Genomic DNA, 26,425 nt, shown 5'->3' with positions numbered 1-26,425 from the left:
GGGGCGCACGTCGCTGTCGGGGCCGTAGTAGTCGACGTTGCCGCCCGTGATCGGGAACGAGAACGTGCCGTCGGTGAAGGTCGCGGTGCCCACCACGCCGGGGGTCAGGCCGAGGCTGGTGATCGCGTCGACGAAGGACTGGTCGACGGCGACCTGGGTGTCGACACCGTTGCTGAGGTCGGCGATCGACGCGGCGGGCGTCGACGCGGCGCTGGGCTCGGACGAGGACGAGCTCGACGAGGACGACGTGTCGGTCGACGAACCGGAGTCCATCGAGCACGCGGCGAGGGAGAAGATCAGGGCGCCCGAGGCGACGAGGCCGAGCGTGGTCTTGGTGATGTTCTTGCGAGTGAAAGCGTTCATGGTGAAGCTCCTTGTCAGTTGGTCCCGGTGGGGATGTACAGGGTTCGCCACCGCACCCGAAAAGGATTGGAACGCATCTACTTCGTTACCCCGCCGTGACCTTCACCCCTCCCGATCTGGCTCATCCGGCGAGGAACTCGTCGGTGTCCGCGGCGATGCGGGTCGCCTGCGTGTGGTGCAGGTAGTGGTCTCCCTCGAGCGCGACGACCTGGCCGCGGACCACGCTCGCGGCCTGGTTCTCGTGCAACTCGAGCCAGCCGCCGGCGTCGGGGTCGGCGTCGTCCTGCGCGACGAAGAGGAGGACGGGAAGGTCCGCCGGGAACGTCCGTCCGCTGACCGACGCGAAGTTGCTCGCGGTGTGGTCCATCTCGTCGAGCAGGGTCGGAGCGGTCGAGTTCTTCGTGGTGAGGAAGCGCATCTGCTGTTTCGTGCCCTCGTCGTACGGCAGCCCCGCGTAGGCGTCGCCGGCGAGAGCGCTCGCCACGCGGAGCACACCGAGGCTGCGAAGCAAGGCCGTCCCGTCGGTCGGCACGGGGTCCTCCGCGCCGGGCTGGTCGGGGACGCTGCTGTCGATCCCGATGAACGCGGTGACCTCGCTCGCGAAGAGCCGGCTGTATTCGAGGGCGTAGACGCCCGAGATCGAGTGCCCCATGAGCGCGTAGCGGTCGATGCCCAACTGGCCCAGCGCCTCGTGCACCTCGCCCGCGATGTTCTCTGCCGTCCGGGGTGAGTCGGTCTGGTCGCTCAGCCCGGAGCCGAACGGCTCGACGGCGACGACGCGATGGGTGTCGTCGAGCTCGGAGACGAGCGGCCCGAAGTCCAGGCCGGGTGCCGCCGTGCCGAGGCCCGGCAGCAGGACGATCGTGTCCGCTCCGGACCCGCTGACGACGACGTTCATCTCTTTCCCGTCGACGGGCACGAGCTCGCCGTACGGCGTGATGGCGGCCAGCTCCGACCTCGTGGCGACCAGGTCGACGATCGACGTCGTCGTCAGCGTCAGGACGGGCACGGCCACGAGGGCGCCGACGGTCCACAGGGTCACCTTCAGGGATGTACGCACGAGGTCCTCTCTCCGGGCGTTCGAGTCGGGTCCGAACGCTCCTCCGGAAGCACACCAGAGGGCGACGTCCTCGAGAAGTGCCGATGCGTCACCACATCCCGTGACGGATGTCATCAACGGTCCTCTTCTCCCTCGCGGGTCGTCGCTCTCCGTTACTTTCGTGGGGTGATTGACTCCCGTGGCTCTCGTTCCCCCGACGGTCGTGGACGGACGGGTCTCGACCTGACCGGCCGCGATCTGACCCGCAACCCCGACGTCGTGGTCCGGGACGTCGAGGTGACCTCGGACGGGTGGCACGTGCTCCGCCGCACCACCTTCGACGTGAGGGGTCGTGACGGGCGGTGGTCGACCCAGCAGCGCGAGACGTACGACCGCGGCAACGGGGCGACGATCCTCCTGTTCGACCCGCATCGGGGCACGGTCCTCCTGACTCGGCAGTTCCGGTTCCCCGCCTACGTCAACGACCATCCCGACGGCATGTTGATCGAGACCGCCGCCGGCCTGCTCGACGAGGACGACCCCGAGACCGCGATCCGCCGCGAGGCGCAGGAGGAGACGGGCGTCGAGGTCGGTGACCTGATCCACGTCTTCGACGCCTACATGAGCCCGGGCTCGGTCACCGAGCGGGTGCACTTCTACGCCGCCCCCTACTCTGCGGCGGATCGCACCGGTGACGGGGGTGGTGTGGAGGAGGAAGGGGAGGACATCGAGGTGATCGAGCTGCCGATCCGGGACGCGCTCGACATGATCACCGACGGGCGCATCGTGGACGGCAAGACGATCATGCTGCTCCAGTGGGCCGCCCTGAACCCGGGCCGACTCGCTTTCCCGTCCTGAGCGAGTGGCCGCGGGTGGTCCGGATCACGTCTTCGGGAGCCACTCCCGGATCGTGGCCGCGACCAGATCGAGGTGTGACTCGAGCAGGAAGTGTCCACCGTCGACGAGCTCGACGCGAGCGTCCGGGGCGTCGCGGGTGAACGCACCCGCACCGGCGGCATCGAAGATCTCGTCGTTGCGGCCCCAGATCGCGAGGACCGGGACGCGGGAGGCGCGGAGCCAGGAGTGCACGGCGGGGTACAGAGCGCGGTTGGTGGCGTAGTCGCGGAAGAGTGCCAGTTGGACGTCGTCCTGTCCCGGCCGGGCGAGGAGCGCGAGGTCGTGTTCCCAGGCATCGGGGTCGACGGCTGTGGGGTCCGGCACGCCGTGGGTGTACTGCCACTCGACCGCCTCGCGGCCCAGGGCGGGTCGGAGCGCGTCGCGCGTCTCGGACGTCCGTTCGGCGGCGTCGGCCCAGATCGGGTCCCAGAAACTCGGCACGAAGCCTTCTTCGTGCGCGTTGCCGTTCTGCGAGACGACAGCGGTGACCGCATGGGGCTCGGCCAGCGCGAGGCGCCACCCGACGGGGGCGCCGTAGTCCTGCACGTAGATCGCGTACCGCGCGACGCCGATGGTCGACAGGAAACGACCGGTCACCCGCGCCAGGGCCTCGAAGGTGTACTCGAACTCGTCGACCGACGGAGCGGAGGAGCGGCCGAAACCGATGTGGTCGGGGGCGATGACGCGGTACCGGTCGGCCAGAGCGGGGATGAGGTGGCGGAACATGTGCGAGCTCGTGGGGTAGCCGTGCAGGAGGACGAGAACGGGCGCGTCGGCGGGGCCGGCATCGCGGTAGAAGACGTCGAGCCCGTCGACGGAGGCGGTGCGGTGGTGGACGGTGACCATGTCTAACCCCTTTGGATTGTTTTAGTGGTTATCCCGACGGTAGCATGGTCGAGATGCGCCGGACGGTGCGAGAGAGCAGGGAGACGTGTTTCGCGACGAAGAGCTGCTCCTGGCCGTGCTGAACAGCGCACCGGTGGTCGACGGCGTCCCGACGGACGCCCTAGAGGGCGCGGCAGGGCGAGATCTGGTGCGGACCTGGGGTGGCACGGGCTCATCGGGCGAGGTCGCCCAGCTCAGGCGCGTGCGAGAGGCCCTGCACGCCGTCGTCCGCGGTGGCGACGACGGGGCCGTCGCCGAGCTCGCCGACGTCATGGACCGGACCGTGCAGATCCCGCGGACGACCCGGGACGGCGTCGTCTGGGAACTCCGGGTGCCCGACGACGACCGACTCGCGGTCGCAGCCGTGTCGGCGTGGTCGAGCGTGACCTCGACGCTGCCCGGGCGCCTCCGTGCCTGCGCGAACGACGAGTGCAACCTGTTCCTGGTGGACCACAGCCGTCCCGGCACGGCGAAGTGGTGCTCCATGGCGACCTGCGGCAACCGGATGAAGGCGCGGGCCCACGCACGCCGCGCGAAGGACTGAGCGTGCCTCCTGAGGGCTGCGCGCGTAGCGTCGCCCCGGTGGATGCTCCGGCCCTCGGCGCATCCCTCGTTCGAGGGAGCGCGTCGTGAAGGTCGTCATCACGGGATCACGGGGCAAGGTCGGCCGTGCCGCCGTCCGCCGGTTCGTCGAGGCCGGGCACGACGTCCTCGGCGTCGACCTCGTCCGGCCCGTTTTCGACACGGGCGTCGACGAACCCGGGCGCTACGTGATGGGCGACCTGACCGACGCGGGGACCGCCTTCTCGGTGGTGGCAGGGGCCGACGTCGTCGTCCACGTCGCGGCCATCCCGCAGCCCACCGCGAACCCGGCCCACGTCGTGTTCCACACCAACCTGATGTCCACCTTCAACCTGGTCGAGGCGGCCGTGCGGTTCGGCGTGCCCCGCTTCGTCAACGTGTCGAGCGAGAGCATCGTGGGCAACTTCTTCCCCGAACGGCCCTTCCTGCCCGACTACGTGCCGGTCGACGAGGAGCACCCCCTGCACCCGCAGGACCCCTACGCCCTCTCGAAGGCGTTCGGCGAACAGCTGATGGACGCCGCCGTCCGCCGCTCCGACCTGCGCGCGATCTCGATCCGTCCGAGCACCGTCCACGACGAGAGCAACTACGAGGCCAACCTCGGCCCCCAGGTGCGCGAAGCGGACCCCGACAGCGCCAACTTCGGCAGCTACGTCGACGCCGACGACCTCGCCGACGCCCTCCTGCTCGCCGCCGAGTCCGACCTGCCGGGTCACGAGGTCTTCTACATCGCCGCAGCCGACAACGCCGGCGGCCACGACTTCGCCGCCACCCTGCGCGAACACCACGGCGACCGCGTCGAGCTGCGCGAGCTCGACCGGGTCGACGCGTCGGGCATCTCGACCGCCAAGGCGGCCCGCATGCTCGGCTGGAGGGCGAAGCGCTCCTGGCGGGACCACCTCGACACCGAGGGTCACGCCCTGCCGAAGGCCTGACCGCCGACGAGCGTCAGAGCAGCTCGGCCAGCAGCGCGAAGGTGCGGTCGGGTGCCTCGAGCTGCATGTCGTGGTGGACGCCCGGCAGGCGGCGGATCTGCCAGCCGGCCCGCTGGTAGCCCGACACGAGACGCTCGGGCAGGACGGCGGAGGAGTCGTCGGACAGCACGATGACCGAGGGCACCGTGGGCTCCGTCGTCGCGACGGGGTGGAAGGCGACGTCGCGGAACACGCCCACCGCCATGGCCGAGTCGAACCGGGCGTGGGCCTGATCCAAGGAGGTGCGGGTCGCGTCGTCGTACCCGGCGCGCAGTCGCGCGCTCTTCCGCGCCTGGGCGAGGGCCGCGACACCCATCGTCACGGTGGGGGCGGCCCAGAAGAGCCGGCCGGTGAGACCCGACGTCGGCAGGGCGAGGGAGAACCCCGGGTCGAGGTAGATGGCCGTCCGAGGCTGCAGCCGGTCGACGGCACGGACGAGGACCGAGCCACCGAGCGAATGCCCGACGACACCGTGCAGTCCCTGGGGCAGGGCCGAGGCGACGTCGTCCGCGAACTCGTCGAGCCGGTACGACGACGCCCGGTCGCTCTCACCGTGACCCCGCAGGTCGAGGGTGGTGACCGTGTACGAACCGGTCGCGACGAACCGGTCGACGATCGGCTTCCAGGTCGCACCGTCGGCGCCGAGCCCGTGGACGAGGGCGACGTGGCGGTCGCCGTCGCCGATGGTCGTGACGTCCAGGTGCATGACGACCATCCTGCCTGTCACCATGGGGCGTACGCCGACCCGACCGAGCCGACGCACGCACGCACGCACGAGAAGGGCACGATCATGGCCGACACCGGATTCAGCAAAGAAGAGAAGGCCGCCATGAAGCAGCGCGCCGCCGAGCTCCGGGCCGAGGCGAAGCGCCAGAAGTTGGCCGACAAGTCGGCCGCCGAGGCGCAGGACGCCGCGGACGCCATCGCGGCCATGACCGACGTCGAACGACCGATCGCCCAGATGGTGCACGAGGTCGTCGCCGAGCACGCCCCGAACCTCGCCCCCAAGACCTGGTACGGCTTCCCCGCCTACGCCCGTGAGGACGGCAAGGCCGTCGTCTTCTTCCAACCCGGCGCCAAGTTCGGCACGCGCTACTCGACCCTCGGGTTCCAGGACGGTGCCCAGCTGGACGACGGCACCCTCTGGCCGACCTCGTACGCGGTGACCGGCGCCGACGACGCGACCCGCGCCTCCGTCGCCGCCCTCGTCCGGAAGGCCGCCGGACTCTGACGCGTCAGTACGCGTCGGCCGACAGGGCGATCAGCAGGTAGGCGACCGGCCCGGCGAACGCGAGGAGCACCGCCAGGGTGACGGCGGTGATCGGCAGCCCCATCAGGCGCTGTCGGAGCGCGAGGGACAGCACACCGACGACGAGGGTCACGATCGCGAGGACCCAGCACAGCACCGACGCCACCGTCGCGACGCCGAAGGCGTGGATGCCGTACGCCGCCGCCTCGCCGCGGTAGGAGTGGATCATCGGCTGGAGGACGACGAAGGGGACGACCCCGGTGACGACCGCGAGCACCACCGAGGTGATCGGCAGGACGAGACGGGCGGGGTGAGGTGGCCGACGGCGAACCGGAGCCGGCGGGGGCGCCGGAGGTGCGGGTGGTGCGACGGGAGGCCGACTCATGCCGCCACCCTAGGCGGACCGATCGGTCGATGCCGCCGTGACCGTGACCCTCGGCCCGGCGCTATGATCGTCCCCACAACACACGGGAGTCCGGTGAGCCGGGCTGAGAGGAAGCGAACCACGCTTCGACCGTCGAACCTGATCTGGGTCATGCCAGCGCAGGGAGGAGAAGAACAGATGTCCACGTCCACGCCCGAAAACCGTTCCACGGCGGCTCGCGACAGCTCGACCGGCTTCACGCCGAAGGCCCGCACCACCCCCACCCGGCGCTGGCGCGTCGTCGACATCGTGATCGCCAGCGTCATCGGCGTCGCCGCCGGCGTCGTGTTCTGGGCCTGGGGCCTGGCCTACACGCCCATCGACAGCGTCCTGAGCTTCTCGGGCGGCTTCGAGGGCATCCTCAACGGCGGCTGGCTCTTCGCCGGCGTGCTCGGCGGCATCGTCATCCGGAAGCCCGGCGCCGCCGTCTACACCGAGGTCGTCGCGGCGGTCGTCTCGATGTTGATCGGCACCCAGTGGGGCTTCTCGGTGCTCATCTGGGGCATCGTCCAGGGCCTGGGCGCCGAGATCGTGCTCGCGGTCTTCCTCTACAAGTCGTGGCGGATCGGCACGGTGCTGCTCGCCGGTGCCGTCGCCGGCCTCGCCGTCGGCCTGATGGACACGAGCTTCGCCTCGGCGGCCGCCTACGCCGCCGGGTCGAAGACGATCTACGTCGTGACCTCGGTCGTCTCGGGCACCGTCCTCGCCGGTCTGCTCTCGTGGCTCGCCGCCCGCGGCCTCGCCCGCACGGGCGCGCTCTCGCGGTTCGCCTCGGGACGCTCGGCGGACGCCCGGGTCTAGGCGCGCCTCCTCGTGGTCCTTCCCGTGAGCAGGGCGAGCGGCGGACGGTGGGCGCCGGTGGACGGTGCCCGCGTCACCGCCCGGGGCTGGGGGTGGCGGCACGCCGGTCGTCGCCGGCCCGCCGTCTCGCAGCTCGACCTCGACGTCGCCCCCGGTGAGCGCGTCCTGCTGCTCGGCGCGTCCGGCGCGGGCAAGTCGACGCTGCTCGCCGGTCTCGCCGGGGTGCTGGGCGGCGACGACGAGGGCGACGAGGCCGGCGACCTGCTCGTCGACGGCCGCGCCCCCGCCGAGCAGCGCGGACGGATCGGCCTCGTCCTGCAGGACCCCGACTCGCAGGTCGTCCTCGCCCGGGTGGGCGACGACGTCGCGTTCGGGTGCGAGAACCTGGGCGTGCCCCGCGACGAGATCTGGCGCCGCGTCGGCCACGCCCTCGACGCCGTCGGGCTCGACCTGCCGCTGTCCGCGTCGACCTCCGAGCTGAGCGGCGGCCAGAAGCAACGGCTCGCGCTCGCCGGGGCCCTCGCCATGCGGCCGGGCCTGCTGCTCCTCGACGAGCCCACGGCCAACCTCGACCCCCGAGGGGTCGTCGAGGTGCGCGACGCCGTGGCCCGCGTCGTCGCCGACACCGGGGCGACGCTCGTCGTCGTCGAGCACCGGGTGTCGGTCTGGCTGCCCGTCGTCGACCGGGTCGTCGTGCTCGACGCGGGCGGGGGAGTCCTGGCCGACGGCCGACCCGACGACGTGCTCCGCGCCGAACGTGACCGCCTCGTCGACGCGGGGGTGTGGGTCCCCGGTGCCGCGCCTCCTGCGCCCGTCCGGTCGCGCACGACCGGTGAGCTGCTGCTGACGGCCGGGGGCCTCGACGTGGGCCACAAGGGGCCCAAGGGTCGCGCGGTCGCCGCGGGGATCGACCTCACCGTCACCGAGGGGCGTGCCCTCGCGGTGACCGGCACGAACGGCTCGGGCAAGTCGACGCTCGCCCTCACCGTCGCGGGGCTGCTCGCCCCCGTCGCGGGCGCCCTCGAGGCCACGCCGTCGTTCGCCGACGGTGCCGGCCCGTCTCCGATCCGCTGGAAGCCCCGGCAGCTGCTCACCCGGGTCGGCACGGTCTTCCAGGACCCGGAGCACCAGTTCCTGACGGCGACCGTCCGCCGCGAGCTGGCGGTGGGTCCGGAGGCGCTGGGCGCGTCCCCGAGAGAGGTCGCGTCGCGCGTCGACCACCTCCTCGACCGGCTGCGGCTCGACCATCTCGCCGGCGCGAACCCCTTCACGCTCTCGGGTGGTGAGAAACGCCGACTCTCGGTCGCGACCGTGCTCGCCTCACGCCCGTCGATGCTCGTGCTCGACGAACCGACCTTCGGGCAGGACGCCCGCACCTGGCGAGAACTCGTGGCCCTTCTCGCCGAGCTGCTCGACGAGGGCCGGGCGGTCGTCGCCGTGACCCACGACGCCGAGTTCGCGTCGACCCTCGCCGACGACGTGCTCGACCTCAGTGCCCACGCTCGCCGCACCGATCCCGCCGAGATGCGCCGATGAGCGTCCTCACCCCGGTCGTGGCGACCGGCGTGGTCGGGCGCGTCAATCCCGTCGCCAAGCTGCTCGCCGCCGTCGTGCTCGCGATCGCCCTGCTGCTCTCGATCGACTGGGTCTCGGCCGGCACCGCGCTGCTGCTCGAGGCCCTGCTGCTGCCCTTCGCCGGTCTGTCCGCCCGGCAGCTGGTCGCCCGCACGGCACCGCTCTGGATCGCCGCCCCGACGTCGGTCGTCGCCATCGCCCTCTACGGACGCGACGGCGGGGCGTCCGTGGTCGAGTGGGGGTTCCTCTCGGTGACCGAGGGGTCGCTGGCCCTCGCCGGGGCGATCGGCCTGCGCATCCTCGCCGTCGGCGTGCCCGGCATCGTGCTGTTCGCGACGACCGACCCGACCGACCTCGCCGACGGTCTCGGTCAGGTGTTGCGACTGCCGGCACGCTTCGTGTTGGGGGGCCTCGCCGGGCTGCGTCTGGTCGGGCTGTTCATGGACGACTGGCGGCAGCTCGCCCTGGCCCGTCGCGCCCGGGGCGTCGCGGACTCGGGCGGGCCGGTCGGGGCGCTGAGGCGGTTCGTGCAGCAGGCCTTCTCGCTGCTCGTGCTGTCGGTCCGACGCGGCAGCAAGCTCGCCACCGCCATGGAGGCCAAGGGCTTCGGCGGCGACGCCCCGCGCACCTGGGCTCGTCCGTCGTCGTTCGGGCTGCGAGACGGCGTGCTCGTCGCCCTCGGCGTCGTCATCGCCGCCACCTCGGTGACCGCGGCCGTCCTGGCCGGCACGTGGGAGTTCGTCCTTGCCTGAGCGGGTCGTCGTCGACGACGCCGTCGGGGCCCTGCTCCGCCGAGCCGAGGAGGCGCGGGTCGGGTCGCGTCGCGTGGTCCTGTTGATCGACGGCCGCTCGGGCTCGGGCAAGACCACGCTCGGCCGTGCGGTGGCCGCCGCGTGGCCCGTCGACCGGCTCGGACCCGTGCGCCTGGTGCACCTCGACGACGTCTACCCGGGCTGGCACGGGCTCGAGGCGGCGTCCCGCGCGGTCGAGACGTCCATCTTGTCGCCGGTCGACCCGGGATGGCGGCGGTGGGACTGGGAGCACGACCGCGCGGCGGCATGGGAGGTGCTCGACCCGGCCGTCTCGCTGATCGTCGAAGGGGCCGGGGCCTTGACCCGCGCCTCCTCGGCGCTGGCCGACGTCCGCGTGTGGCTGGAGCTCGACGCCGACACCCGTCGGCGACGGGCCCTCGACCGCGACGGTGCCGCCTTCGAGCCGTGGTGGGACGTCTGGGCTGCCCAGGAGGATCGGCACCTCGACCGGTGGTCGCCGACGGGCCTCGCCGACCTGGTCGTCGAGGCGCGGTAGCGCCCAGGCGTCAGAGCACCTGCCGAGCCCGCAGCAGGTCGCCCAGCACGGGCGAGACGGCGAGCGCGAAGGCCGTCGTGAGGTGCACGCGGTCCTCTTTCACGGGGACGGTGCCGACGAACGCCGGACAGAGGTCGCTCACGCAGGTCAACACCCGCAGGTCGACGAACGTCCCGCCGACCGCGTCGAGGACCTCGCGGTCGGCCGCCGCCCGGTCGAGCCACGTGCGGGACGTCCGCGAGATGCAGTCGACCGGGCTGCCGCCTCGCCGGAAGCACGACGCGATGTCGGCGTCGTCCGGTGGCGGGGTCAGGACCACGACCGACCCGGCGGCGGCGGCCGCGCGTCGAGCGTGGGCGCCGAACCCCTCGGACCATCGATCGGGTGTGATCGTGCCCGCTCCGTCCTCGGAGAGCGTCTGATAGGAGTTGGTCACGAGGACGACGTCGGGGCGCGTGTCGTCGATCAGGGCGAGGGTCTCGTCGTTGTGCGCGCGACAGGACTCGAGGATGCCGGCGACGTCGTTCTGGACGCGGATGTCGACGAACGGGCACGCGAACTTGGCCCGGTTGATCAGCGTGAATCCGCCGTCGGTCGACTCGGCGAGGGGGACGAGTGCATCGAGGTGGTGCATGGCCGTCGAGTCCCCGACGAGCAGGACCGTGGTGGTCGCGGTGGGGGAGGACCACGTGCAGTCGTCGGGTGTCCGCCCCTGGGCCTCGGCGTCCCCGCAGGCGAGGTGCGGGCTGCCGGGTCGCGTCCGGTCGAGGACGGACTCGATGCCGGGGTCGAGGTCGGGCCACGAGGTGGCCGAGAGGGCTCGTCCCACCTCGGCGGACCACTCGTCGAGTGCTGGCAGGTCGAGGTCGTCGGTGCCACCGGCCCCACCGGCGTCGCCGTCACCGTCGTCGACCCCGTCGTCGGGGCGTCCGTCGGCCGATGTGGCGGGCAGGACGGGAGGAGCGGCCGTGGGCCGCACGGCATCGACGGCCAGGGCGGTGGCCGTGACGGCGGCCACCGCGAGGAGCGCGACCCCGCCGCGCCGGTACGTCGACCGATGGTCTCGTCGCCATCGTCGCCAGGCGCGTCCGGGTGGGCCCGGCTCGAGGAGGGGGGAGGCGATGAACGGTCGCTCGACGAGGTGGTACGTCAAGGCCGACAGGACGAGTGTGGCGACGAAGACGGTCGGCCAGAGCCTGGCCGGATCGTCGCCCAGCAACGAGGTGCCGACCACGAGCACGACGAAGTGCCACAGGTAGATCGAGTACGAGAGGTCCCCGACGATCGTCACCGGTCGGCTGGCGAGGGGCCCGAGCCACGGTGTTCCGACGCAGCCCGTTCCCGAGGCGAGGACGAGCAGCGTGGCCGCCACGGGCAGCAGGGCTCCGGGAGCCGGGAACGGAACGGTGCTCGTCGTGACCCAGGCCGAGGCCACGACGCCGACGAGGCCGATCCACGCCAGGGTCGGACGGAGGACGACGGGGAGCCGGGTCATCGTGGGGGCCGCCGTCGCGAGGAGCGCTCCGAGGGCGAGCTCCCATGCGCGGGTCAGGCTCGAGAAGTAGGCGACGGTCGGCGATGCCGTGGACTGCTGCCAGGCCCAGGCGAGCGATGCCACCACGAGCACCAGCAGCAGCGTCCCCAGGGCCACCCTCGGGACGGCCGGACCGGGCCGTCGCCGGGCGACGGCGACGGCGGCGACGACCACGAGGGGCCAGACGAGGTAGAACTGCTCCTCGACCGCCAGGGACCAGTAGTGCTGGAAGGGCGACTCGGGGCCCTGGGCCGCGAAGTAGTCGGTGCCGGTGGCCGCGAAGTGCCAGTTGGCCAGGGACGCGGCGGACCACAGGGCGTCCACCGCGGCCGAGGTGCCCCGGGCCGGGCCGATGGCGGACCAGGTGACGAGCGTCCCCACCAGGAGGACCAGGACGCTCGCCGGCACGATGCGGCGGACGCGGCGTCGCCAGAAGTCGGCGAGGGAGACCCGCCCGTGCCGGTCGGCCTCGCGCAGCAGCAGCCCCGTGATCAGGAACCCCGACACGACGAAGAACACGTCGACCCCGACGAATCCACCGGCGGGCCGACCCGTGACGTGTTCGACGACGACCATCGCCACGGCGAGGGCCCTGAGCGCCTGGACGTCGAGACGGTGAGCGCGGGCACGGGCGGGACGGCGCGGCGCGATGTTCTTGTCGATGGTGTGCACCCGATCTTCTGACGACATGTGGTGAGGCATATATTACCCATGCTCGTGTACCCTGGTGCCATGACCGATCCCCTCGCCGAGACTCCGACCCGTTCGCGTCGCGGATTCCTGTTGGTCGGCGCGGCGGGCATCGCCGCGGCCGGTGCCGCGGCGGTCGCTCCCGCCGTCCGACCGGCTCGTGCCGCCGACGGGCCCTCCGCCGACGCGCCTCCCACCGACGGGGCCGGTGCGGCACCGGCAGCCGGTGTCGCGGCATGGGACGATCGCACGGGAGTCGACGTCCGTGACCACGGCGCGGTCGGCGACGGTCGGACCGACGACACCGCCGCGTTCGCCGGGGCCGTCGAGGCGGCCAGGGCGGTCAGGGGGCGTGTGCTCGTACCGGCCGGCACGTACGTCGTCGACTCGGTGACGGTGCCGCTGCTGGTGTCGATCCGGGGCACGGGGGCCGACGTCAGTCGGTACGGGGCCTCCACCGACGGCGGTGTCACCATCCGGCACCTCGCCCGATCGACGAGGCCGATGTTCGTCGTCGACGGCAACGGCGTCACCCTCGAGGGGCTGACCCTCCAGGGCAACGGCTCGACGGCACCCCTCGTACAGGTCGTCAACGGTTTCGAGTCCCGTTTCGACCGGGTGCAGTTGGCCGGCGTGACCGGCACGGCCCTGCTCGTCGAGCGGGTCAACAACAATCTCTGGTCGGACCTCTTCGTCAACAACTGCGGGTCGGCCGACGCGGCCGCGGTCGTCGTCCGGTCCCCGGCCTCGGGTGGGTCGAACACGAACACGTTCACCTGCGTGAACCTCCACATCGAGGGCAGCGCGAACGTCGCGCTCGATCTCGCCTGGGGTTCGACCGCCGAGTACTTCGTCGAGTTCGTCCGGCTGATCGCCCCGCACATCGAGACGCTGCAGCGGGCGGGCTCGGGCACCGACGCGACCGTGCGCATCGGCAACGTCCGGCAGGTCGAGTTCGTCGCCCCGACGATCTACGGCGGGCCGGGACCGTTGATCGAGCACGACGAGAGACGACGTCGGGGCGTCGACCTCGACGGGGGCATCCGATTGCTCGGCGGCGCCCTGCTGGGGGCCGACCCCGCCCAGGTCGGTGCGTCGAGCGTGCTCGTGCGGCTCACCAAGGGCGACGACTTCGCCCTGGTGGGCACCCGTCTCGGTCGCTTCACCCAGGCAGGGGTCGAGTTGGGGGCGGGGTACGGCTCGCGGTTCGCCGTCGATCCGACGACGCGGATCGCGACGACCGGCTCGGCCGTCGACGTCGTCGACCGACGAGAGGTCGAGGCTCGGCCGCTCTGGGCCTGGGGTGGCGACCTCGCGGTCGGGCGTCGGTTGCTGGGTGCCCTCGGCGGCCCCTCGCCGGTGGCGTCGGCCATGGGGCGGAACGGCGACGGCGCACCGGCTCCCACCCTGGCGGGTTCCGATCTAAGGGGAACGGTCGGCTTCGGTTCGGGTCGGGCCCGTCGTTCCGGTACGCAGGTGCGGGTCCGGTATTCGAAGCCCTTCGCCACGGCGCCGGTGGTCTCCATCTGTCCGGCCTCGAACGCGGCGGCGTCGGCCCAGTTCTTCGTCGTGTCGCGTCCCGACGCCTTCGACGTCGAGATGGTCGGCGACCTCGCGGACGGCCTCCCAGCCGACGCCTACCGGTTCACGTATCAGATCATCGGGTGACGGCGGCCCCCGTCAGGCCCAGCCGAGTTCGTGCAGTTGGTCGTCGTCGATGCCGTAGAAGTGGGCGATCTCGTGGACGAGCGTGACGTGGATCTCGTCGGCGAGCTGGTCGAGGTCGTCCACGGCGGCGAGGTGCGGTTCGCGGTAGAGGATGATCCGGTCGGGTAGCTCGCCGAAGCCGTACTGGCCACGTTCGGTGAGGGCGACGCCGTCGTACAGGCCGAGCAGGTCGAGCGTGCCGTCCTCGGGGCGGTCCTCCGTGACGAACACGACGTTGTCGAGCCCGTCGACCATGTCGTCCGGCAGCAGGTCGAGTTGGTCGACGACCATCGCGTCGAACGCCTCGGCGCTCACCTCCGACGGGTCGATCCCGGTCGCGTGTCGTTCGTCGGCATCCAGCGCGTCGTCGCTGTTCTCGGGGGAGTCGTCCACTCGCTCACTCTCGCACGCCCACACGGCCTGTCGCTGGGCGCTTCTCCGAGCCCCCTGCCGCGACGAGCGGAGCGATGTCGTACACCCCGCGAGGCCACGACCGCGACGAGCGCAGCGGAGTCCTGACCCTCGACGTCGTGGATGCGCTCGCGCATCCGCGACCAGAAGGCTCTGGAGCCCGAAAAATCCCCGGCCCATCGGAGGGCAGGTCGCGACCGCGACGAGCGCAGCGGAGTCCTGACCCTCGACGTCGTGGATGCGCTCGCGCATCCGCGACCAGAAGGCCCTGGAGCCCGAAAAATCCCCTGCCCATCGGAGGGCAGGTCGCGACCGCGACGAGCGCAGCATAGTCCTGACCCTCGACGTCGTGGATGCGCTCGCGCATCCGCGACCAGAAGGCCCTGGAGCCCGAAAAATCCCCTGCCCATCGGAGGGCAGGGGATTCTATTCGGGTGAGTAACGGGGCTTGAACCCGCGGCCTCCTAGACCACAACCAGGCGCTCTACCAGCTGAGCTATACCCACCATGCGCGACTGCCGAGGCGATCGCAACGAGAAGACTCTACTACAAGCGGGGGGCCCATTCGTCCACGACGGCCTTCGAGATCGCCTGGACGTCGTCGGTGGTGGGGCCGGGGTCGGCGACGAAGCCGGCGCGACGGTAGTACTCGAGTTCGCGGATGGATTCGAGGATGTCGGCGAGGGCGCGGTGGCCGCCGTGCTTCTGGGGGGCGTTGAAGTACACGCGGGGGAACCAGCGGCGGGCGAGCTCTTTGATGGAGGACACGTCGACGCTGCGGTAGTGCAGGTGGCCGTCGACGCGGGGCATGTACTTCGCGAGGAAGGCCCGGTCGGTGCCGATGGTGTTGCCGGCGAGGGGGGCGTGCTGCTCGGTGGGGACGTACTTGAGGATGTACTCCAGCACCTCGAACTCGGCCTCGGCGAGGCTGACGCCGTTCGGAATTTCGTCGATGAGCCCCGACGAGCGGTGCATCTCGGTGACGAACTCACCCATGTTGTCGAGGGCGGACTGATCGGGTTTGATGACGATCGTGAAGCCCGGGTGCACGGGCGTCAGGTCGAAGTCCGTGACGACCACGGCCACCTCGACCAGTTCGTCGACCGAGAGGTCGAGCCCGGTCATCTCGCAGTCGATCCAGACCAGTCGGTCGTTGCTCGTAGCCATTGGGCGAGTCTAGTCCGGTGCCCTTCCGGCACCGCGCCTCCTGCGGTGGTCGGGTGCAGGAGGCGCGGTGGCGGTGGATCAGATCGCCTCGCCCGCTCCGATGGCCTCGGCTTCGACGCGAGCCGGTTCGGGGCCGTCGTCGACCCGGCGCAGGGCACCGCGCGCGGCCACCACGACGACGAAGGCGACGGCGACGCTCGCGGCGGCGAACACGTAGGCGGCGCTCGGGGCGATCGTGTCGGCGAGCAGGGTCGCCACGGGCGGGGCCACGGCGCCGCCGAGGAAGCGCACGCCCGAGTAGGCGCTGGACGCGACCGAGCGGGGCAGGTCGGTCGCCTCCATGACGGACTCGGTCAGTACCGTGTTGAGCACACCGAGCACGAGGCCGCCGACCACCACGCAGACCACGAGGGCGGCCGGCGTCCGGACGACGACCGCGGCGGCGACGAGGTCGAGCGCGAGCAGGGGGAGGGCGATGCGCAGCACGGTCGTCCGACGCAGGCGTGCGGTCAGCAGCGGCGCGACCCAGACCGAGGTGATCGCGAGGCCGACGCCCCAGCCGAAGAAGGTGAAGCCGATGCCGAGCGCGCCGAAGCCGAGCGGGTAGGGCGTGTAGGCGAGCAGGACGAAGAAGCCGATGTTGTAGAAGAGCGCCGTCGCGGCGAGGGCACCGAGCGCCGGGTTGCCCAGGGCGCGGAACGGCGCCGAGAGCGCCGTCGGCGTTGGTTTCTCCGTGGCGCCGCCCTTCAGGAACAGCACGATCGCGATGAAGGCGATCGCCATCAGCGTGGTGACGCCGAAGAACGGCCCGCGCCAGCTGACCGAGCCGAGCAACCCGCCGATCAGCGGGCCGATGGCGATGCCGAGACCGAGGGCCGCCTCGTAGAGGATGATCGCCGAGGCCGTGCCGCCGGACGCCGCGCCGACGATGGTCGCGAGGGCGGTCGAGATGAACAGGGCGTTGCCGAGCCCCCAGCCGGCGCGGAAGCCGATGATCGACCACACGTCGCCGCTGGTGGCGGCGAGCAGGGCGAAGACGACGATCAGGGCGAGCCCGATCAGCAGGGTGCGCTTGGCGCCGAGTCGGCTCGACACCCAGCTGGTGAAGAACATCGCAATGCCTGTGACGGCGAGGTAGCTGGTGAAGAGCAGCTCGGTCTGCGTCGGGCTGGCCTTCAGCGACTCCGCGATGGCGGGGAGGATCGGGTCGACGAGGCCGATGCCCATGAAGGCGACGACGCAGGCGAAGGCGATGGCCCACACGGCGGTCGGCTGCTTCAGGATGCTCGGCTTCGGTTCGGGCGTGGTGCGGGCGGAAGCAGAGGCAGGCGCGCTCACGCGAACACCGCCTCGGCGGCGTCGGAGCGGACGTCGGCACGGGTGCCGACCCGCGAGGCCAACAGGCGGGTGGCGTGCTCGAGCACGGCCCACTCGTCGTCGTCGAGGTCGGCGAATAGGCCGCCGAGCGAGTCGGCGAGTTGCCCCCGCCACTCGGTGAGCGCCGCCGTGCCCTTGTCGGTGATGGCGATGAGCCAGGCCCGGGAGTCGTCGGTGTCGGCGATGCGCTTGACGAATTCGTCCTCGGCGAGGCCCCGGAGGAGCTTGGTCATGGTGGGCTGCGACACGCGGCTGGCCCGGGCGAGGTCGCCGACACGGAGTTCGCCGTCGGTCGTCAGGATCGAGAGCGTCCGCCAGACGGCGGGCGAGGTGGTGCGGCCGGTCTCCTGCGCGGCGATGCGCGTCAGGCGATGGGTCGACGTCAGGAGGGATTCCAGGATGTCTGTCGGCTGGGAAGTCATCCGTCGAGTGTATAGCCAAGCTATATAGCTTGGCTATGGGTTTCGGACCGGCGAAGCTGGGCGCCGACTCCGCGCCTCCTGGTAGACCTGTGGGCATGACAGACAGCAAGCCCACCGTGGCCGAGGGTTCCGAGTACGTCGTCTTCTTCGACGGCGGTCCGAGCGACGGCTCCACCGACACCCGCATCAGCACCGACGGTTCGTACGACGAGCAGATCACCGACTTCGTGTTGATCGACGGGATGGAGACCGGCATCGTCTACACCGCGACCGAGGCGAAGATGGTCGGCGAGCAACTGCAGGTGCACTACTCGCTCGACGCGAAGGACAGCGACCCCGTCGACGACCCCGAAGACCGCAACGACGACCGCGACAACTGACGTCGGCGGCTCCGGCCGCGACGACGAACGAGACCGCAGGAGGCGCGGGGGAAGTTTCCCCCGCGCCTCCTCGTTGTCCCCGGCATGATGCTCGAGCTGTACACGTCCGCCTTCTGCGGGCCCTGCCACGCGGCCAGGGCGGTCGTGGCCGAGGCGAGGGGACTCGTGCCCTCCCTCGTCGTCGACGAGGCCGACGTCGCCGCCCGGCCCGAGGCTGCCGAGCGGCGTGACGTCCGCAGCACGCCGACCATCGTGATCACCCGGGACGACGGCGAGGTCGTGTTCCGCTCGCCGGGAGTGCCGACGTTGGACCGCCTGCTCGGGGCCCTGTCCCTCGCCATCTGATCGCGGCGCCCCGTCATGGGAGGCTCATAGGATCTCCACGGCGTCGCCATCGACCGGTGCGAGGCCGCTGATGGCGTGGCGACCGATCGTGGTCCCATGCCTGACACCGACATCCTGCGTCTCGACATCGTGGTGCCCGTCTTCGACGAGGCCGCCACCCTCGAGGCCAGCATCACGAGCCTCCATGACCATCTGACCCGCCACGTCACCGAGACCTGGCGCATCACCGTGGCCGACAACGCCAGCACCGACGGCACGCCGGCCCTCGCCGACGACCTCGCCCGACGCCTGCGGTGCGTGACCGCCGTCCACCTCGCCGAGAAGGGCCGAGGCCGTGCCCTCAAGCAGGTCTGGGCGGCCTCGCCGGCCGACGTGCTGGTCTACCTCGACGAAGACCTCTCCACCGACCTCTCGGCGCTCGGCCCGCTGGTGGCACCGCTGCTCTCCGGCCACTCCGACCTCGCGATCGGCACCCGGCTCAGCCGATCGTCGCGGGTCGTTCGCGGCGGCACGCGGGAATTCGTCTCGCGCAGCTACAACTTCCTGCTGCGTCGCACGATGGGGGTCGGGTTCAGCGACGCCCAGTGCGGCTTCAAGGCGATCCGGCGCGAGGCCGCCGAGCGACTGCTGCCCCTCGTCGAGGACACCGGGTGGTTCTTCGACACCGAACTGCTGATCCTCGCCGAGCGCTCGGGCCTGCGCATCCACGAGGTGCCGGTCGACTGGGTCGACGACCCCGACAGCTCGGTCGACATCGTCTCCACGGCCGCCGCCGACCTCAAGGGGATGCTGCGCGTGGGCACGGGCATCGCCCGGGGCGCGATCCCGGTCCAGGCGGTGTACGACGCGATCGGGAGGCGTCCGTTCGAGCCGCCCGCGCCTCCGACGTTCTTCTCGCAGGTCGTGCGGTTCGGTGTCGTCGGGGTCGCCTCGACCGCCGCGTACGCGCTGCTCTACCTCGTCGCGCAGCAGGTGATGCCGGCCCAGGCGGCGAACTTCGTGTCGTTGCTCGTCACGGCCGTGGTCAACACGGCCGCCAACCGGCGGTTCACGTTCGGGGTACGGGGGGCGTCGGGCGTGGCGCGACACCAACTGCAAGGGCTGATGGTCTTCGTGCTCGCCTGGGTGCTGACCTCGGGGTCGCTCGTCGTGCTGCACGCCGCGGCTCCCGCGGCCGGCGCGCAGGCCGAGCTGCTGGTCTTGACGGCCGCGAACCTCGTCGCGACCGTCCTGCGCTTCGTGCTCTTGCGCGTCTGGGTGTTCCGGTCGGAGGCGACGCACGTGACGCCGGGACCGGCCGACGAGCGGGGCGGTGTCGCCGACCCCGTGTCCGACCTCGCCACCCGCGTCGCCGCCGTGGCCGGCGACGACGACGTCACGGTGGTCGGTCGATGAGCGCCGGGACCACGCCGGTGCCGCTGACCGATCGACGCGCGCCGTCCGGGTCGGCCGGCGCGCGCCTCCGTTCGCTCGCCCGTCGCCTGGTGCGCGGGCGTGAGGACGCGGCACGGTGGGAGCGACCGGCGTTCCTCGCGCTGCTGGTCGCCACGGGGGCCTTCTACCTGGTGAACCTGTCGGCGAACGGCTGGGCGAACTCGTTCTACTCGGCCGCGGTGCAGGCCGGTTCGCAGAACTGGGAGGCGTTCCTCTTCGGTTCGTCCGACGCCGCCAACTCGATCACGGTCGACAAGCCGCCCGCGAGCCTGTGGATCATGGCGTTGTCGGTCCGGATGTTCGGGCTGTCGTCGTTCAGCATCCTGCTGCCCGAGGCGCTGATGGGCGTCGCGACCGTCGGACTCGTCTGGGCCACGGTGCGGCGGCACTTCTCGGGCGTCGCCGCGTTCGTCGCCGGTGGAGTCCTCGCCCTGACCCCGGTCGCCGTGTTGATGTTCCGCTTCAACAACCCCGACGCGCTGCTCGTGCTGCTGCTGACCCTCGCCACGTACCTGACGCTGCGCGGCGTCGAGACGGGCCGCGTCCGCTGGGTCGTCTGGGCCGGCGTGGCGATCGGCTTCGGCTTCCTGACCAAGCAACTGCAGGCATTCGTCATCCTGCCCGTGCTGGCCGGGGTGTACCTCGTCGCGGCGCCCGTCCTGCTGCGCCGGCGGGTGCTGCACCTGCTGGCCGCGCTCGGTGCGGTCGTGGTGTCGGCCGGCTGGTGGGTCGCCCTCGTCGAGCTGGTGCCCGCGAGCATGCGGCCGTACGTCGGCGGCTCGCAGACCAACTCGTTCCTCGAGTTGACCTTCGGCTACAACGGCCTCGGACGGCTCACGGGTGACGAGACCGGCAGCGTGACGGGCGGGGGCGGCGGCACCGGCGCTGCCACGACGGGCATGTGGGGCGAGACCGGCATCACCCGGCTCTTCACGGGCGAGTTCGGTGGCCAGATCACCTGGTTGCTTCCCGCCGCCCTCGTGATCGGCGTCTCGGCACTCGTGCTGCTCGGCTGGCGACACCGGACCTCGGCCCGTCGGGCGACCCTGTTGCTGTTCGGTGGCTGGACGGTGCTGACCGCCCTCGTCTTCAGCTTCATGTCGGGCATCTTCCACGCGTACTACACGGTGGCGCTCGCCCCGGCCGTCGCGGTCACCCTGGGGGCTGCGGCCGACGTGTTGTGGCGACGACGGGCCCGGCTGTGGGTGCGGATCGTGCTGGCGGCGTCGGCTCTGCTCACGGGCGTCTGGGCCTGGGTGCTGCTCGGTCGGGCGGAGTCCTGGCAGCCGTGGCTCCGGTACGTCGTCGTCGCGCTCGCCGTCGTGGGCGCCGTGCTCGTGCTGCTGCCACGACGGGGCCGGGCGCTCACGGCGGCCACCCTCGCCGTGCTGCTCACGGGCGGCCTGCTGGCTCCGGCGGCCTACTCGGTCGAGACCGTGTCGACGGCCCACACCGGTTCGATCGTCACGGCCGGCCCGACCGTGTCGGGTGGCACGGGCGGGTTCGGCGGTGGTGGCGCAGGCGGCGCCGGCGGCTTCGGCGGTCGCGGTGGGGCCGCTGGTGGCGGGCCCGGTGGCGCGGCTGGCGGAACGCCCCCGCAGCTGCCGGGCGGCACCGGCGGGGGAGCGGGCACCGGCACCGGCACCGGAGCGGGAACCGCGGGAGGCGCGGGTACGGCCACGCGCGGACTCCCCGGTGGCGGGGGCGGAGCCGGCTCGCTGCTCGGCTCGGGCTCGGTCACCGACGAGCTCGCCGCCGTGGTCGGCGCGGACTCGGACCGCTACACCTGGGTCGCCGCGGCCGTCGGGTCGAACAGCGCGGCGGGCTACCAGCTCGCGACCGGCGACCCGGTCATGGCGGTCGGCGGGTTCAACGGCAGCGACCCGTCACCGACCCTGGCGCAGTTCGAGCAGTACGTCGCCGACGGGCAGATCCATTGGTTCGTCGGAGGGACCGTCGGGCAGTCGAACGGCGGCAGCTCGTCCTCGAGCGAGATCGCGGCCTGGGTCGAGGCGAACTTCTCCTCGACCGAGGTCGACGGGGTCACGCTGTACGACCTGACCAGCCCGCTGGGCTGACCAGCGCCGTGCCCGACCCGGCTCGCCGGGCCGGGCACGGTATCGTGGACGGGTTCGCCCCCGTAGCTCAGCGGATAGAGCAGGAGCCTTCTAATCTCTTGGTCGCAGGTTCGATTCCTGCCGGGGGCACCACGCAGCACCCCACCCCCCCACACGACGACGCGCCCCCGACCGAGGTCGGGGGCGCGCTGTCGTCCAGGTGGTCAGTCGTCCGCGCGTTCGGGTGCCGTGCGGCGGCGGACCTGGCTCGCACTGACCGGCTGCTCGTAGCGCTCGTCGTCCATCGGGTCGTCACGCGTGTCGTCGTGGGAGGCGTCACCCGACGTGACGGGGGGTGCCTCGGGCGCGGACACCGGCGACGGTCCGGTCAGCGGGGCGGGAGCCGTGGGTGCTCGGTAGGCCTCGTCGCCACCCCGGACCGGGGCATCGTCGAGGGCCGCGGGGCGGAGCGTCGCCGAGGGGGCGGCACCCGTGGGCGCGGAGGCCTCGGTGCGTCGCTGCTCGGTCGCCGACGCGGCGCGCTGCTCGGCCTCCCAGGCTTTCTGCTTCGCGGCCGTGTCTCGGTCGACGTCGGCCTCTTCGTACTTCCAGCGGGCGAGATCGTCGCGGAAGAGCTTCTTGGCCCGGCCGGGGCGGTTCTGCCACTCGACGAGGCGGTCGCGGAGTTCACCGAGCGTCTGCTCGGACTGGAAGCTGAAGGACGCCGAGTTGCGCTTGATCTCGGCCAGTTCGTGAGCCGCCCAGTCGGCGGCGAGGGTGCTGCCGGTCGCGGGCAACAGCCGCAGGCGGACGTCGGCTTCGTGGCCGAGGTGATCGGCGTAGGCACGCTCCTCGACCCCGAGCGAGGTGTAGACGGCACCCTTGCGGGCCGCCGAGACGAGGGCCGCGACGGCCGCGGCTTTCGCCTCGTCCTCGTGCGACGACACGACTCGCCGCGTGCTCGCCCGGCCGATGAGGGCTGCGACGACGCCGGCCACGACGATGGCGACGAAGGGGATCACCGCATCGGTGACGACACGCCACCCGTTGTCCGAAGAGAGCCATTCGACGAGATCGTTCCACCACTGCATGGGGCGAACACTACAGCCGAGGTCGAAGGTTGGACGGCTGCGACATGCTGTCGGGGAGGCCGTCACGGTGCCCGGGCGGAGGCATCGGGATCAGGCGAACCGGAAGCAGTCGGTGGCGTCGTCGCGACTCCAGAACTCACCGATCTCGACGAAGCGACGCTGACGGGGCAGGAACCGCTTGGCGCGGTAGCGATCGCCCTGCGGGTCGTCGAAGCGCTCGACGTAGCCCACGATCTCACCGCCGGGTCGGGTCACCCGAGCGAGGTCGTCGTGCACCTGGACGAGGTGCAGGCCGCCCCGGGTCGAGCGCAGGGAGGGCAGGGGAACGCCTGCGTGAGCGTGCGGGGCAGACGGGACGATCGCGTGGTCGAGGGTGCTGCTGGTCATGAGGTGCTCCTGAGGTCATCCGGCCGATGCTGTCGAGAACACCCCTGACGCTAGGGGTGACCACCGACATCGACCTCGGACACCTCGGGCACCTCGGACACCTCGGAGGGCGCGGTGCCCCGTCGGCACCGCGCCGTCCGGTCAGCGGCCCGTGCCGTCGACCGCCAGCGGCTCGATCGCCGCGAGCTCGTCCTCGGTCAGCTCGGCACCGTCGAGGGCGTCGAGGCTGTCGTCCAGCTGGGCCACCGACGAGGCGCCGATGAGGGCGCTGGTCACGGCGGGCTGACGCAGCACCCAGGTGAGCGAGAGCTGCGCGAGCGACTGGCCCCGCGCCTCCGCGATCTCATTCAGGCCGCGGACGCGCGAGAGGTAGGTCTCGTCGAGGGCGTCCTCGGAGAACCACCGGCCCTCGGCCGCGCGCGAGCCCGCGGGAGCACTGCCCGAGAGGTAGCGGTTCGTCAGGAGGCCCCCGGCCAGGGGCGAGAACACGATCGAGCCGACGCCGCGGGTCAGCAGGGTGTCGAAGAGCCCCCGCTCGGGCCGGCGGTCGAACATGTTGTACCGCGGCTGGTGGATCAGCAGCGGCACGCCCTCTGCCGCCAGGGCGTCGATCGCGGCCTCGGTCTGCGCCGGGTCGTAGTTGGAGATGCCGGCGTAGAGCGCCTTGCCCTGCCGGACGGCCGTCGCGAGCGCCCCCATCGTCTCGTCGATCGGGGTCTCGGGGTCGGGGCGGTGCGAGTAGAAGATGTCGACGTGGTCCATGCCGAGCCGCCCGAGGCTGGCCTCGAGCGAGTTGAGCAGGTACTTGCGCGACCCCCCGTCGCCGTACGGCCCGGGGGTCATGTCGTAACCCGCCTTGGACGACACCACGATCTCGTCGCGGTAGGGGCGCAGGTTCGCCGCGGCGATGCGGCCGAACTGTTCTTCGGCCGAGCCGTAGGGCGGGCCGTAGTTGTTCGCCAGGTCGAAGTGGGTGACCCCGCGGTCGAACGCGCGGAGCACGATGTCGCGCTGGGTCTCGAGTCCGCGGTCGGAACCGAAGTTGTTCCAGAAGCCCAGCGAGATGCGGGGCAGCTTGAGCCCGCTGCGGCCCGTGCGGACGTAGTCGAGTCGTGAGTACCGTGCGTCGTCGGCGACGTAGGGCGTGAAGGGTGATCTCATGCGGTCAGCCTAGGGCGGGGCCTCGAGTCGGGAGTAGGTTCACGGGCATGACGACATTCGTTCTCGCCGGCGGTTGCTTCTGGTGCCTCGACGCGGTCTACCGCACCCTCGACGGCGTCACCGAGGTGGTCTCGGGCTCTACCGGCGGAGACACCGTGGAGCCGAGCTACGACGACGTGTGCACCGGCCGGACGGGGCACGCCGAGGCCGTCGCGGTCACCTTCGACCCCGAGAAGATCCCCGCCGACGTCGTCCTCGACGTCTTCTTCACCCTGCACGACCCGCGTCAGCTGAACCGGCAGGGCGCGGACGTCGGCACCCAGTACCGTTCGGCGATGTTCTCCGCCGACGACGAGCAGGCGGTGCTCTTCCGGGCGGCCCGCGACCGCGCCTCCGAGGCCTGGGACGGCGGTGTCGTCACGACCATCGAGCCGCTGCCCACCTGGTACGACGCCGAGGAGCACCACCAGGACTTCTTCGCCAAGAACCCCGGCCAGGGCTACTGCACCGCCGTCGCTCTGCCGAAGGTCACCAAGATCCGCAAGTCGTACGCGAAGTACGTGCTCGCCTCGTAGACGGGCCGCGCCGACCGGCGCGACCGACCGAGAGAAGAGGAAAGGGGCGCTCGACGATGAGTGACCAGAACACCTTGCACCGACAGACCTGGGTGGCCGTGGGCCCGGCAGGCGCGGTCGGCACCATCCTGCGGAGCGACGGCGGCTTCACCGTGCGCCTCTCCGCGAAGGGGACCGACGGCGGCGTCTATCCGACCCTGGCCGTGGCCAAGAGCGCCCTGTTCGCGGCGTTGGGCCCGGGAGCCGAGTACCCCGAGTTCCACGAGCACTGAGGCCTCCGCGGACGACCTCGCGTCGCGTCGTCCCCCGAGCGGCCCCCGTCGTCCTTCTCCACAAGGAGGCGCGGGTGCCGTCCCGGGGGAGTCCCGCCTTCGCGAGACTCCCGTCATGACAGACACCATCACCCTCACAGGGATCATCGCGACCGACCCCCGGGCCCTCGTGACGCAGTCAGGCCTCTCCATCTCGAGCTTCCGGCTCGCCTCGTCGCAACGCCGCTACGACCGCGTCAAGGGCGAGTGGGTGGACGGCGAGACGAACTGGTACACCGTCACGGCCTTCCGCCAGCTCGCCGACAACGTCCTCGCCAGTCTCCGCAAGGGGCAGCGGGTCGTCGTCACCGGGCGGGTCCGCATCCGCTCGTGGGAGTCCGGTGAACGCAGCGGCATGACGGTCGAGGTCGACGCCGACGCGATCGGTCACGACCTCGTCTGGGGAAGGTCGACGTTCGAACGACGGGTCGCGTCCGCCCCGGCCGTCGGACCGGTGGCGCCGACTGCCGCGGGTGGTGACGACCCGGCCGCGACCTCCGGCCTGGACGGGGCGGCACCCCGGACGGAGGGCGACGGTGGGGCCGGTCACGGAGGTCCCTCGGACGGTTCCGCCTCGGATGCGTCCTCGTCCGGCCCCGACCGGGTGGCGGTCCCGGACGAGGGTGCGGACTGGGGTGCTCCACCGGCCATCGGTGCCGACGAGGCGCCGGCCCCGTTCTGAGCTCCGGAGCGCCCCCGTGCTCCCGGCCCGCGGGTCGGTACGCCGTAGACTCGACACGGCTCGCCGACCCGCGGCCGCCACCCGCGACGAAGGGCACCTGTGCACGGTTCGAGACCCCCACGCGGCCTGGGGCTCGCCGCGATCCTGCTGGCCGTGGCGGTCCCCCTCGCGGGCTGCACCTCGTCCCCCGAGCCGGCACCGACGACGCAGCCCACGGCGACGTCGACGGGCGCTCCGGCGTTCTCGTCCGAGTCGACGACGGCCGAGGCGCTGGCCCACTTCGACGAGGTGAACGCGGCGACCGTCGCCGCGAACGCCCGCCCGGGCGGGCGCGCGGTCGTCGACGCGCTCGTGGCTGCGGGCTTCGACAAGTCGTCGATGCAGGTCACCGCCGACACGACCTCGATCGGCCGCGACGCCGACAGCGTGCAGTTCTCCGTGCTCTGGGGTCAGGACTGCCTGATCGGGCAGGTCTCGGGCGCGGGGTACACGAGCCAGACGGCGCCGGTGCTCGGCACGGGCGCCTGCCTCGTGGGGTCGACCCGAGCCATCGACTGGTGACGACGGGGGCGGGGCCCCGCCCGATAGACTCGCTGC

Annotated in this window: 29 protein-coding genes, 2 tRNA genes, 1 pseudogene and 1 riboswitch; of the genes and pseudogenes, 18 read left to right on the top strand and 14 right to left on the bottom strand. The window is 71.8% G+C overall.

Annotated features, from left to right (window positions below; translation table 11 throughout):
* Positions 1–363 (bottom strand): annotated as a pseudogene (locus IFT88_RS13650) (hypothetical protein); the annotation flags it as partial.
* Positions 364–484: 121 nt separating this feature from the next.
* Positions 485–1,423, bottom strand: a complete 939-nt coding sequence (locus IFT88_RS13645) for an alpha/beta fold hydrolase (protein ID WP_192121178.1) — start codon at positions 1,421–1,423, stop codon at positions 485–487.
* Positions 1,424–1,588: 165 nt separating this feature from the next.
* On the opposite strand from IFT88_RS13645, the gene IFT88_RS13640 reads away from it, so the two are divergent.
* A complete protein-coding gene (locus IFT88_RS13640; RefSeq protein WP_197073579.1) occupies positions 1,589–2,260 on the top strand; it encodes an NUDIX domain-containing protein in 672 nt (223 codons plus the stop codon).
* A 24-nt stretch (positions 2,261–2,284) separates the two neighbouring features.
* On the opposite strand, the gene IFT88_RS13635 is transcribed toward IFT88_RS13640, so the two are convergent.
* The gene (locus tag IFT88_RS13635; protein ID WP_192121176.1) at positions 2,285–3,145 is read right to left on the bottom strand and encodes an alpha/beta fold hydrolase; all 861 of its coding nucleotides are present in this window, start codon (positions 3,143–3,145) and stop codon (positions 2,285–2,287) included.
* Positions 3,146–3,230: 85 nt separating this feature from the next.
* Between IFT88_RS13635 and IFT88_RS17475 the strand changes: the two genes are divergently transcribed.
* Together IFT88_RS17475 and IFT88_RS13625 are read left to right on the top strand one after the other, a co-directional pair.
* The gene (locus IFT88_RS17475; RefSeq protein ID WP_056226946.1) at positions 3,231–3,728 is read left to right on the top strand and encodes a CGNR zinc finger domain-containing protein; all 498 of its coding nucleotides are present in this window, start codon (positions 3,231–3,233) and stop codon (positions 3,726–3,728) included.
* Positions 3,729–3,813: 85 nt separating this feature from the next.
* The gene (locus tag IFT88_RS13625; RefSeq protein ID WP_192121174.1) at positions 3,814–4,701 is read left to right on the top strand and encodes an NAD-dependent epimerase/dehydratase family protein; all 888 of its coding nucleotides are present in this window, start codon (positions 3,814–3,816) and stop codon (positions 4,699–4,701) included.
* A 13-nt stretch (positions 4,702–4,714) separates the two neighbouring features.
* Here IFT88_RS13625 and IFT88_RS13620 read toward each other — a convergent pair whose 3' ends face one another.
* The gene (locus IFT88_RS13620; protein WP_192121172.1) at positions 4,715–5,446 is read right to left on the bottom strand and encodes an alpha/beta fold hydrolase; all 732 of its coding nucleotides are present in this window, start codon (positions 5,444–5,446) and stop codon (positions 4,715–4,717) included.
* A gap of 84 nt (positions 5,447–5,530) precedes the next feature.
* Between IFT88_RS13620 and IFT88_RS13615 the strand changes: the two genes are divergently transcribed.
* A complete protein-coding gene (locus IFT88_RS13615) occupies positions 5,531–5,971 on the top strand; it encodes a hypothetical protein (RefSeq protein WP_043597108.1) in 441 nt (146 codons plus the stop codon).
* Positions 5,972–5,975: 4 nt separating this feature from the next.
* Here the strand turns inward: IFT88_RS13615 and IFT88_RS13610 are convergent, their stop codons facing one another.
* On the bottom strand, positions 5,976–6,374 hold the full coding sequence (locus tag IFT88_RS13610; protein ID WP_137848104.1) for a hypothetical protein: 399 nt from the start codon (positions 6,372–6,374) through the stop codon (positions 5,976–5,978).
* A gap of 73 nt (positions 6,375–6,447) precedes the next feature.
* A riboswitch (TPP riboswitch) is annotated at positions 6,448–6,556 on the top strand.
* Here IFT88_RS13610 and IFT88_RS13605 point away from each other — a divergent pair.
* From IFT88_RS13605 to IFT88_RS13590, 4 genes are all read left to right on the top strand, one after another.
* Positions 6,552–7,214: an ECF transporter S component gene (locus IFT88_RS13605; RefSeq protein WP_192121170.1), complete on the top strand. Its 663-nt coding sequence runs from the start codon at positions 6,552–6,554 to the stop codon at positions 7,212–7,214. (Overlaps the previous riboswitch by 5 nt.)
* 57 nt (positions 7,215–7,271) lie before the next feature.
* On the top strand, positions 7,272–8,750 hold the full coding sequence (locus tag IFT88_RS13600) for an ATP-binding cassette domain-containing protein (protein WP_192121168.1): 1,479 nt from the start codon (positions 7,272–7,274) through the stop codon (positions 8,748–8,750).
* On the top strand, positions 8,747–9,541 hold the full coding sequence (locus IFT88_RS13595; protein ID WP_192121166.1) for an energy-coupling factor transporter transmembrane component T family protein: 795 nt from the start codon (positions 8,747–8,749) through the stop codon (positions 9,539–9,541). Before IFT88_RS13600 ends, IFT88_RS13595 begins: the two co-directional genes overlap by 4 nt.
* The gene (locus IFT88_RS13590; protein WP_235472224.1) at positions 9,534–10,097 is read left to right on the top strand and encodes an ATP-binding protein; all 564 of its coding nucleotides are present in this window, start codon (positions 9,534–9,536) and stop codon (positions 10,095–10,097) included. Before IFT88_RS13595 ends, IFT88_RS13590 begins: the two co-directional genes overlap by 8 nt.
* A 10-nt stretch (positions 10,098–10,107) precedes the next feature.
* On the opposite strand, the gene IFT88_RS13585 is transcribed toward IFT88_RS13590, so the two are convergent.
* Positions 10,108–12,321: an acyltransferase family protein gene (locus IFT88_RS13585; protein ID WP_192121164.1), complete on the bottom strand. Its 2,214-nt coding sequence runs from the start codon at positions 12,319–12,321 to the stop codon at positions 10,108–10,110.
* Positions 12,322–12,363: 42 nt separating this feature from the next.
* On the opposite strand from IFT88_RS13585, the gene IFT88_RS13580 reads away from it, so the two are divergent.
* Positions 12,364–13,989, top strand: a complete 1,626-nt coding sequence (locus IFT88_RS13580) for a glycosyl hydrolase family 28-related protein (RefSeq protein WP_192121162.1) — start codon at positions 12,364–12,366, stop codon at positions 13,987–13,989.
* Between the two features lie 12 nt (positions 13,990–14,001).
* On the opposite strand, the gene IFT88_RS13575 is transcribed toward IFT88_RS13580, so the two are convergent.
* From IFT88_RS13575 to IFT88_RS13555, 5 genes are all read right to left on the bottom strand, one after another.
* On the bottom strand, positions 14,002–14,319 hold the full coding sequence (locus IFT88_RS13575) for a metallopeptidase family protein (RefSeq protein WP_137848109.1): 318 nt from the start codon (positions 14,317–14,319) through the stop codon (positions 14,002–14,004).
* 553 nt (positions 14,320–14,872) lie between these two features.
* Positions 14,873–14,945 (bottom strand) — tRNA-His (locus IFT88_RS13570).
* A gap of 40 nt (positions 14,946–14,985) precedes the next feature.
* The gene (orn, locus tag IFT88_RS13565; RefSeq protein ID WP_043596986.1) at positions 14,986–15,606 is read right to left on the bottom strand and encodes an oligoribonuclease; all 621 of its coding nucleotides are present in this window, start codon (positions 15,604–15,606) and stop codon (positions 14,986–14,988) included.
* A 78-nt stretch (positions 15,607–15,684) separates the two neighbouring features.
* The gene (locus IFT88_RS13560) at positions 15,685–16,944 is read right to left on the bottom strand and encodes an MFS transporter (RefSeq protein WP_192121160.1); all 1,260 of its coding nucleotides are present in this window, start codon (positions 16,942–16,944) and stop codon (positions 15,685–15,687) included.
* The gene (locus tag IFT88_RS13555) at positions 16,941–17,405 is read right to left on the bottom strand and encodes a MarR family winged helix-turn-helix transcriptional regulator (RefSeq protein ID WP_192121159.1); all 465 of its coding nucleotides are present in this window, start codon (positions 17,403–17,405) and stop codon (positions 16,941–16,943) included. The genes IFT88_RS13560 and IFT88_RS13555 overlap by 4 nt, the downstream gene beginning before the upstream one ends.
* Positions 17,406–17,500: 95 nt before the next feature.
* Here IFT88_RS13555 and IFT88_RS13550 point away from each other — a divergent pair, with 95 nt between their 5' ends.
* From IFT88_RS13550 to IFT88_RS13530, 5 genes are all read left to right on the top strand, one after another.
* Positions 17,501–17,785: a hypothetical protein gene (locus IFT88_RS13550; RefSeq protein ID WP_043597121.1), complete on the top strand. Its 285-nt coding sequence runs from the start codon at positions 17,501–17,503 to the stop codon at positions 17,783–17,785.
* An 84-nt stretch (positions 17,786–17,869) separates the two neighbouring features.
* Positions 17,870–18,130 carry a thioredoxin domain-containing protein gene (locus IFT88_RS13545; RefSeq protein WP_043596991.1) on the top strand — a complete coding sequence of 87 codons (261 nt, stop codon included), beginning with the start codon at positions 17,870–17,872 and terminating at the stop codon, positions 18,128–18,130.
* 96 nt (positions 18,131–18,226) lie between these two features.
* Positions 18,227–19,525, top strand: a complete 1,299-nt coding sequence (locus IFT88_RS13540; protein WP_056227173.1) for a bifunctional glycosyltransferase family 2/GtrA family protein — start codon at positions 18,227–18,229, stop codon at positions 19,523–19,525.
* The gene (locus IFT88_RS13535; RefSeq protein WP_192121157.1) at positions 19,522–21,642 is read left to right on the top strand and encodes an ArnT family glycosyltransferase; all 2,121 of its coding nucleotides are present in this window, start codon (positions 19,522–19,524) and stop codon (positions 21,640–21,642) included. The genes IFT88_RS13540 and IFT88_RS13535 overlap by 4 nt, the downstream gene beginning before the upstream one ends.
* A gap of 56 nt (positions 21,643–21,698) precedes the next feature.
* Positions 21,699–21,774: transfer RNA gene (locus IFT88_RS13530), tRNA-Arg, on the top strand.
* 71 nt (positions 21,775–21,845) lie between these two features.
* Here IFT88_RS13530 and IFT88_RS13525 read toward each other — a convergent pair.
* The 3 genes from IFT88_RS13525 to IFT88_RS13515 all read right to left on the bottom strand — a co-directional run bounded on the left by IFT88_RS13525 (position 21,846) and on the right by IFT88_RS13515 (position 24,260).
* Entirely contained in the window at positions 21,846–22,712 is an 867-nt protein-coding gene (locus tag IFT88_RS13525; protein ID WP_192121155.1) for a hypothetical protein, read from the bottom strand.
* A 90-nt stretch (positions 22,713–22,802) separates the two neighbouring features.
* A complete protein-coding gene (locus IFT88_RS13520; protein WP_231567179.1) occupies positions 22,803–23,099 on the bottom strand; it encodes a hypothetical protein in 297 nt (98 codons plus the stop codon).
* A gap of 141 nt (positions 23,100–23,240) precedes the next feature.
* The gene (locus IFT88_RS13515) at positions 23,241–24,260 is read right to left on the bottom strand and encodes an aldo/keto reductase (protein WP_043596993.1); all 1,020 of its coding nucleotides are present in this window, start codon (positions 24,258–24,260) and stop codon (positions 23,241–23,243) included.
* Between the two features lie 47 nt (positions 24,261–24,307).
* Between IFT88_RS13515 and msrA the strand changes: the two genes are divergently transcribed.
* The 4 genes from msrA (at position 24,308) to IFT88_RS13495 (ending at position 26,389) form a co-directional block, all read left to right on the top strand.
* Positions 24,308–24,835, top strand: a complete 528-nt coding sequence (gene msrA / locus IFT88_RS13510; RefSeq protein ID WP_192121153.1) for a peptide-methionine (S)-S-oxide reductase MsrA — start codon at positions 24,308–24,310, stop codon at positions 24,833–24,835.
* Positions 24,836–24,891: 56 nt separating this feature from the next.
* Positions 24,892–25,107: a methyltransferase gene (locus IFT88_RS13505; RefSeq protein ID WP_137847439.1), complete on the top strand. Its 216-nt coding sequence runs from the start codon at positions 24,892–24,894 to the stop codon at positions 25,105–25,107.
* A gap of 115 nt (positions 25,108–25,222) precedes the next feature.
* A complete protein-coding gene (locus IFT88_RS13500; RefSeq protein ID WP_192121151.1) occupies positions 25,223–25,828 on the top strand; it encodes a single-stranded DNA-binding protein in 606 nt (201 codons plus the stop codon).
* Positions 25,829–25,981: 153 nt separating this feature from the next.
* Positions 25,982–26,389, top strand: coding sequence for a DUF6993 domain-containing protein (locus IFT88_RS13495; protein ID WP_342212158.1), 408 nt, complete (start codon positions 25,982–25,984; stop codon positions 26,387–26,389).
* The last annotated feature ends 36 nt before the right edge of the window (positions 26,390–26,425 follow it).

Origin of the sequence: Frigoribacterium sp. CFBP 8751, from assembly GCF_014841545.1 — a bacterium.
Classification (GTDB): domain Bacteria; phylum Actinomycetota; class Actinomycetes; order Actinomycetales; family Microbacteriaceae; genus Frigoribacterium.
This window is presented reverse-complemented; position numbering and strand designations above follow the sequence as displayed.

Bases quoted from the DNA above. Each gene is read 5' to 3' on its own strand.
- IFT88_RS13635 (WP_192121176.1), bottom strand. From the start codon at position 3,145: ATGGTCACCGTCCACCACCGCACCGCCTCCGTCGACGGGCTCGACGTC.
- IFT88_RS13620 (WP_192121172.1), bottom strand. From the start codon at position 5,446: ATGCACCTGGACGTCACGACCATCGGCGACGGCGACCGCCACGTCGCC.
- IFT88_RS13615 (WP_043597108.1), top strand. From the start codon at position 5,531: ATGGCCGACACCGGATTCAGCAAAGAAGAGAAGGCCGCCATGAAGCAG.
- IFT88_RS13610 (WP_137848104.1), bottom strand. From the start codon at position 6,374: ATGAGTCGGCCTCCCGTCGCACCACCCGCACCTCCGGCGCCCCCGCCG.
- IFT88_RS13605 (WP_192121170.1), top strand. From the start codon at position 6,552: ATGTCCACGTCCACGCCCGAAAACCGTTCCACGGCGGCTCGCGACAGC.
- IFT88_RS13595 (WP_192121166.1), top strand. From the start codon at position 8,747: ATGAGCGTCCTCACCCCGGTCGTGGCGACCGGCGTGGTCGGGCGCGTC.
- IFT88_RS13585 (WP_192121164.1), bottom strand. From the start codon at position 12,321: ATGTCGTCAGAAGATCGGGTGCACACCATCGACAAGAACATCGCGCCG.
- IFT88_RS13580 (WP_192121162.1), top strand. From the start codon at position 12,364: ATGACCGATCCCCTCGCCGAGACTCCGACCCGTTCGCGTCGCGGATTC.
- IFT88_RS13575 (WP_137848109.1), bottom strand. From the start codon at position 14,319: ATGGTCGTCGACCAACTCGACCTGCTGCCGGACGACATGGTCGACGGG.
- orn (WP_043596986.1), bottom strand. From the start codon at position 15,606: ATGGCTACGAGCAACGACCGACTGGTCTGGATCGACTGCGAGATGACC.
- IFT88_RS13555 (WP_192121159.1), bottom strand. From the start codon at position 17,405: ATGACTTCCCAGCCGACAGACATCCTGGAATCCCTCCTGACGTCGACC.
- IFT88_RS13550 (WP_043597121.1), top strand. From the start codon at position 17,501: ATGACAGACAGCAAGCCCACCGTGGCCGAGGGTTCCGAGTACGTCGTC.
- IFT88_RS13545 (WP_043596991.1), top strand. From the start codon at position 17,870: ATGATGCTCGAGCTGTACACGTCCGCCTTCTGCGGGCCCTGCCACGCG.
- IFT88_RS13540 (WP_056227173.1), top strand. From the start codon at position 18,227: ATGCCTGACACCGACATCCTGCGTCTCGACATCGTGGTGCCCGTCTTC.
- IFT88_RS13535 (WP_192121157.1), top strand. From the start codon at position 19,522: ATGAGCGCCGGGACCACGCCGGTGCCGCTGACCGATCGACGCGCGCCG.
- IFT88_RS13525 (WP_192121155.1), bottom strand. From the start codon at position 22,712: ATGCAGTGGTGGAACGATCTCGTCGAATGGCTCTCTTCGGACAACGGG.
- IFT88_RS13520 (WP_231567179.1), bottom strand. From the start codon at position 23,099: ATGACCAGCAGCACCCTCGACCACGCGATCGTCCCGTCTGCCCCGCAC.
- IFT88_RS13515 (WP_043596993.1), bottom strand. From the start codon at position 24,260: ATGAGATCACCCTTCACGCCCTACGTCGCCGACGACGCACGGTACTCA.
- msrA (WP_192121153.1), top strand. From the start codon at position 24,308: ATGACGACATTCGTTCTCGCCGGCGGTTGCTTCTGGTGCCTCGACGCG.
- IFT88_RS13505 (WP_137847439.1), top strand. From the start codon at position 24,892: ATGAGTGACCAGAACACCTTGCACCGACAGACCTGGGTGGCCGTGGGC.
- IFT88_RS13500 (WP_192121151.1), top strand. From the start codon at position 25,223: ATGACAGACACCATCACCCTCACAGGGATCATCGCGACCGACCCCCGG.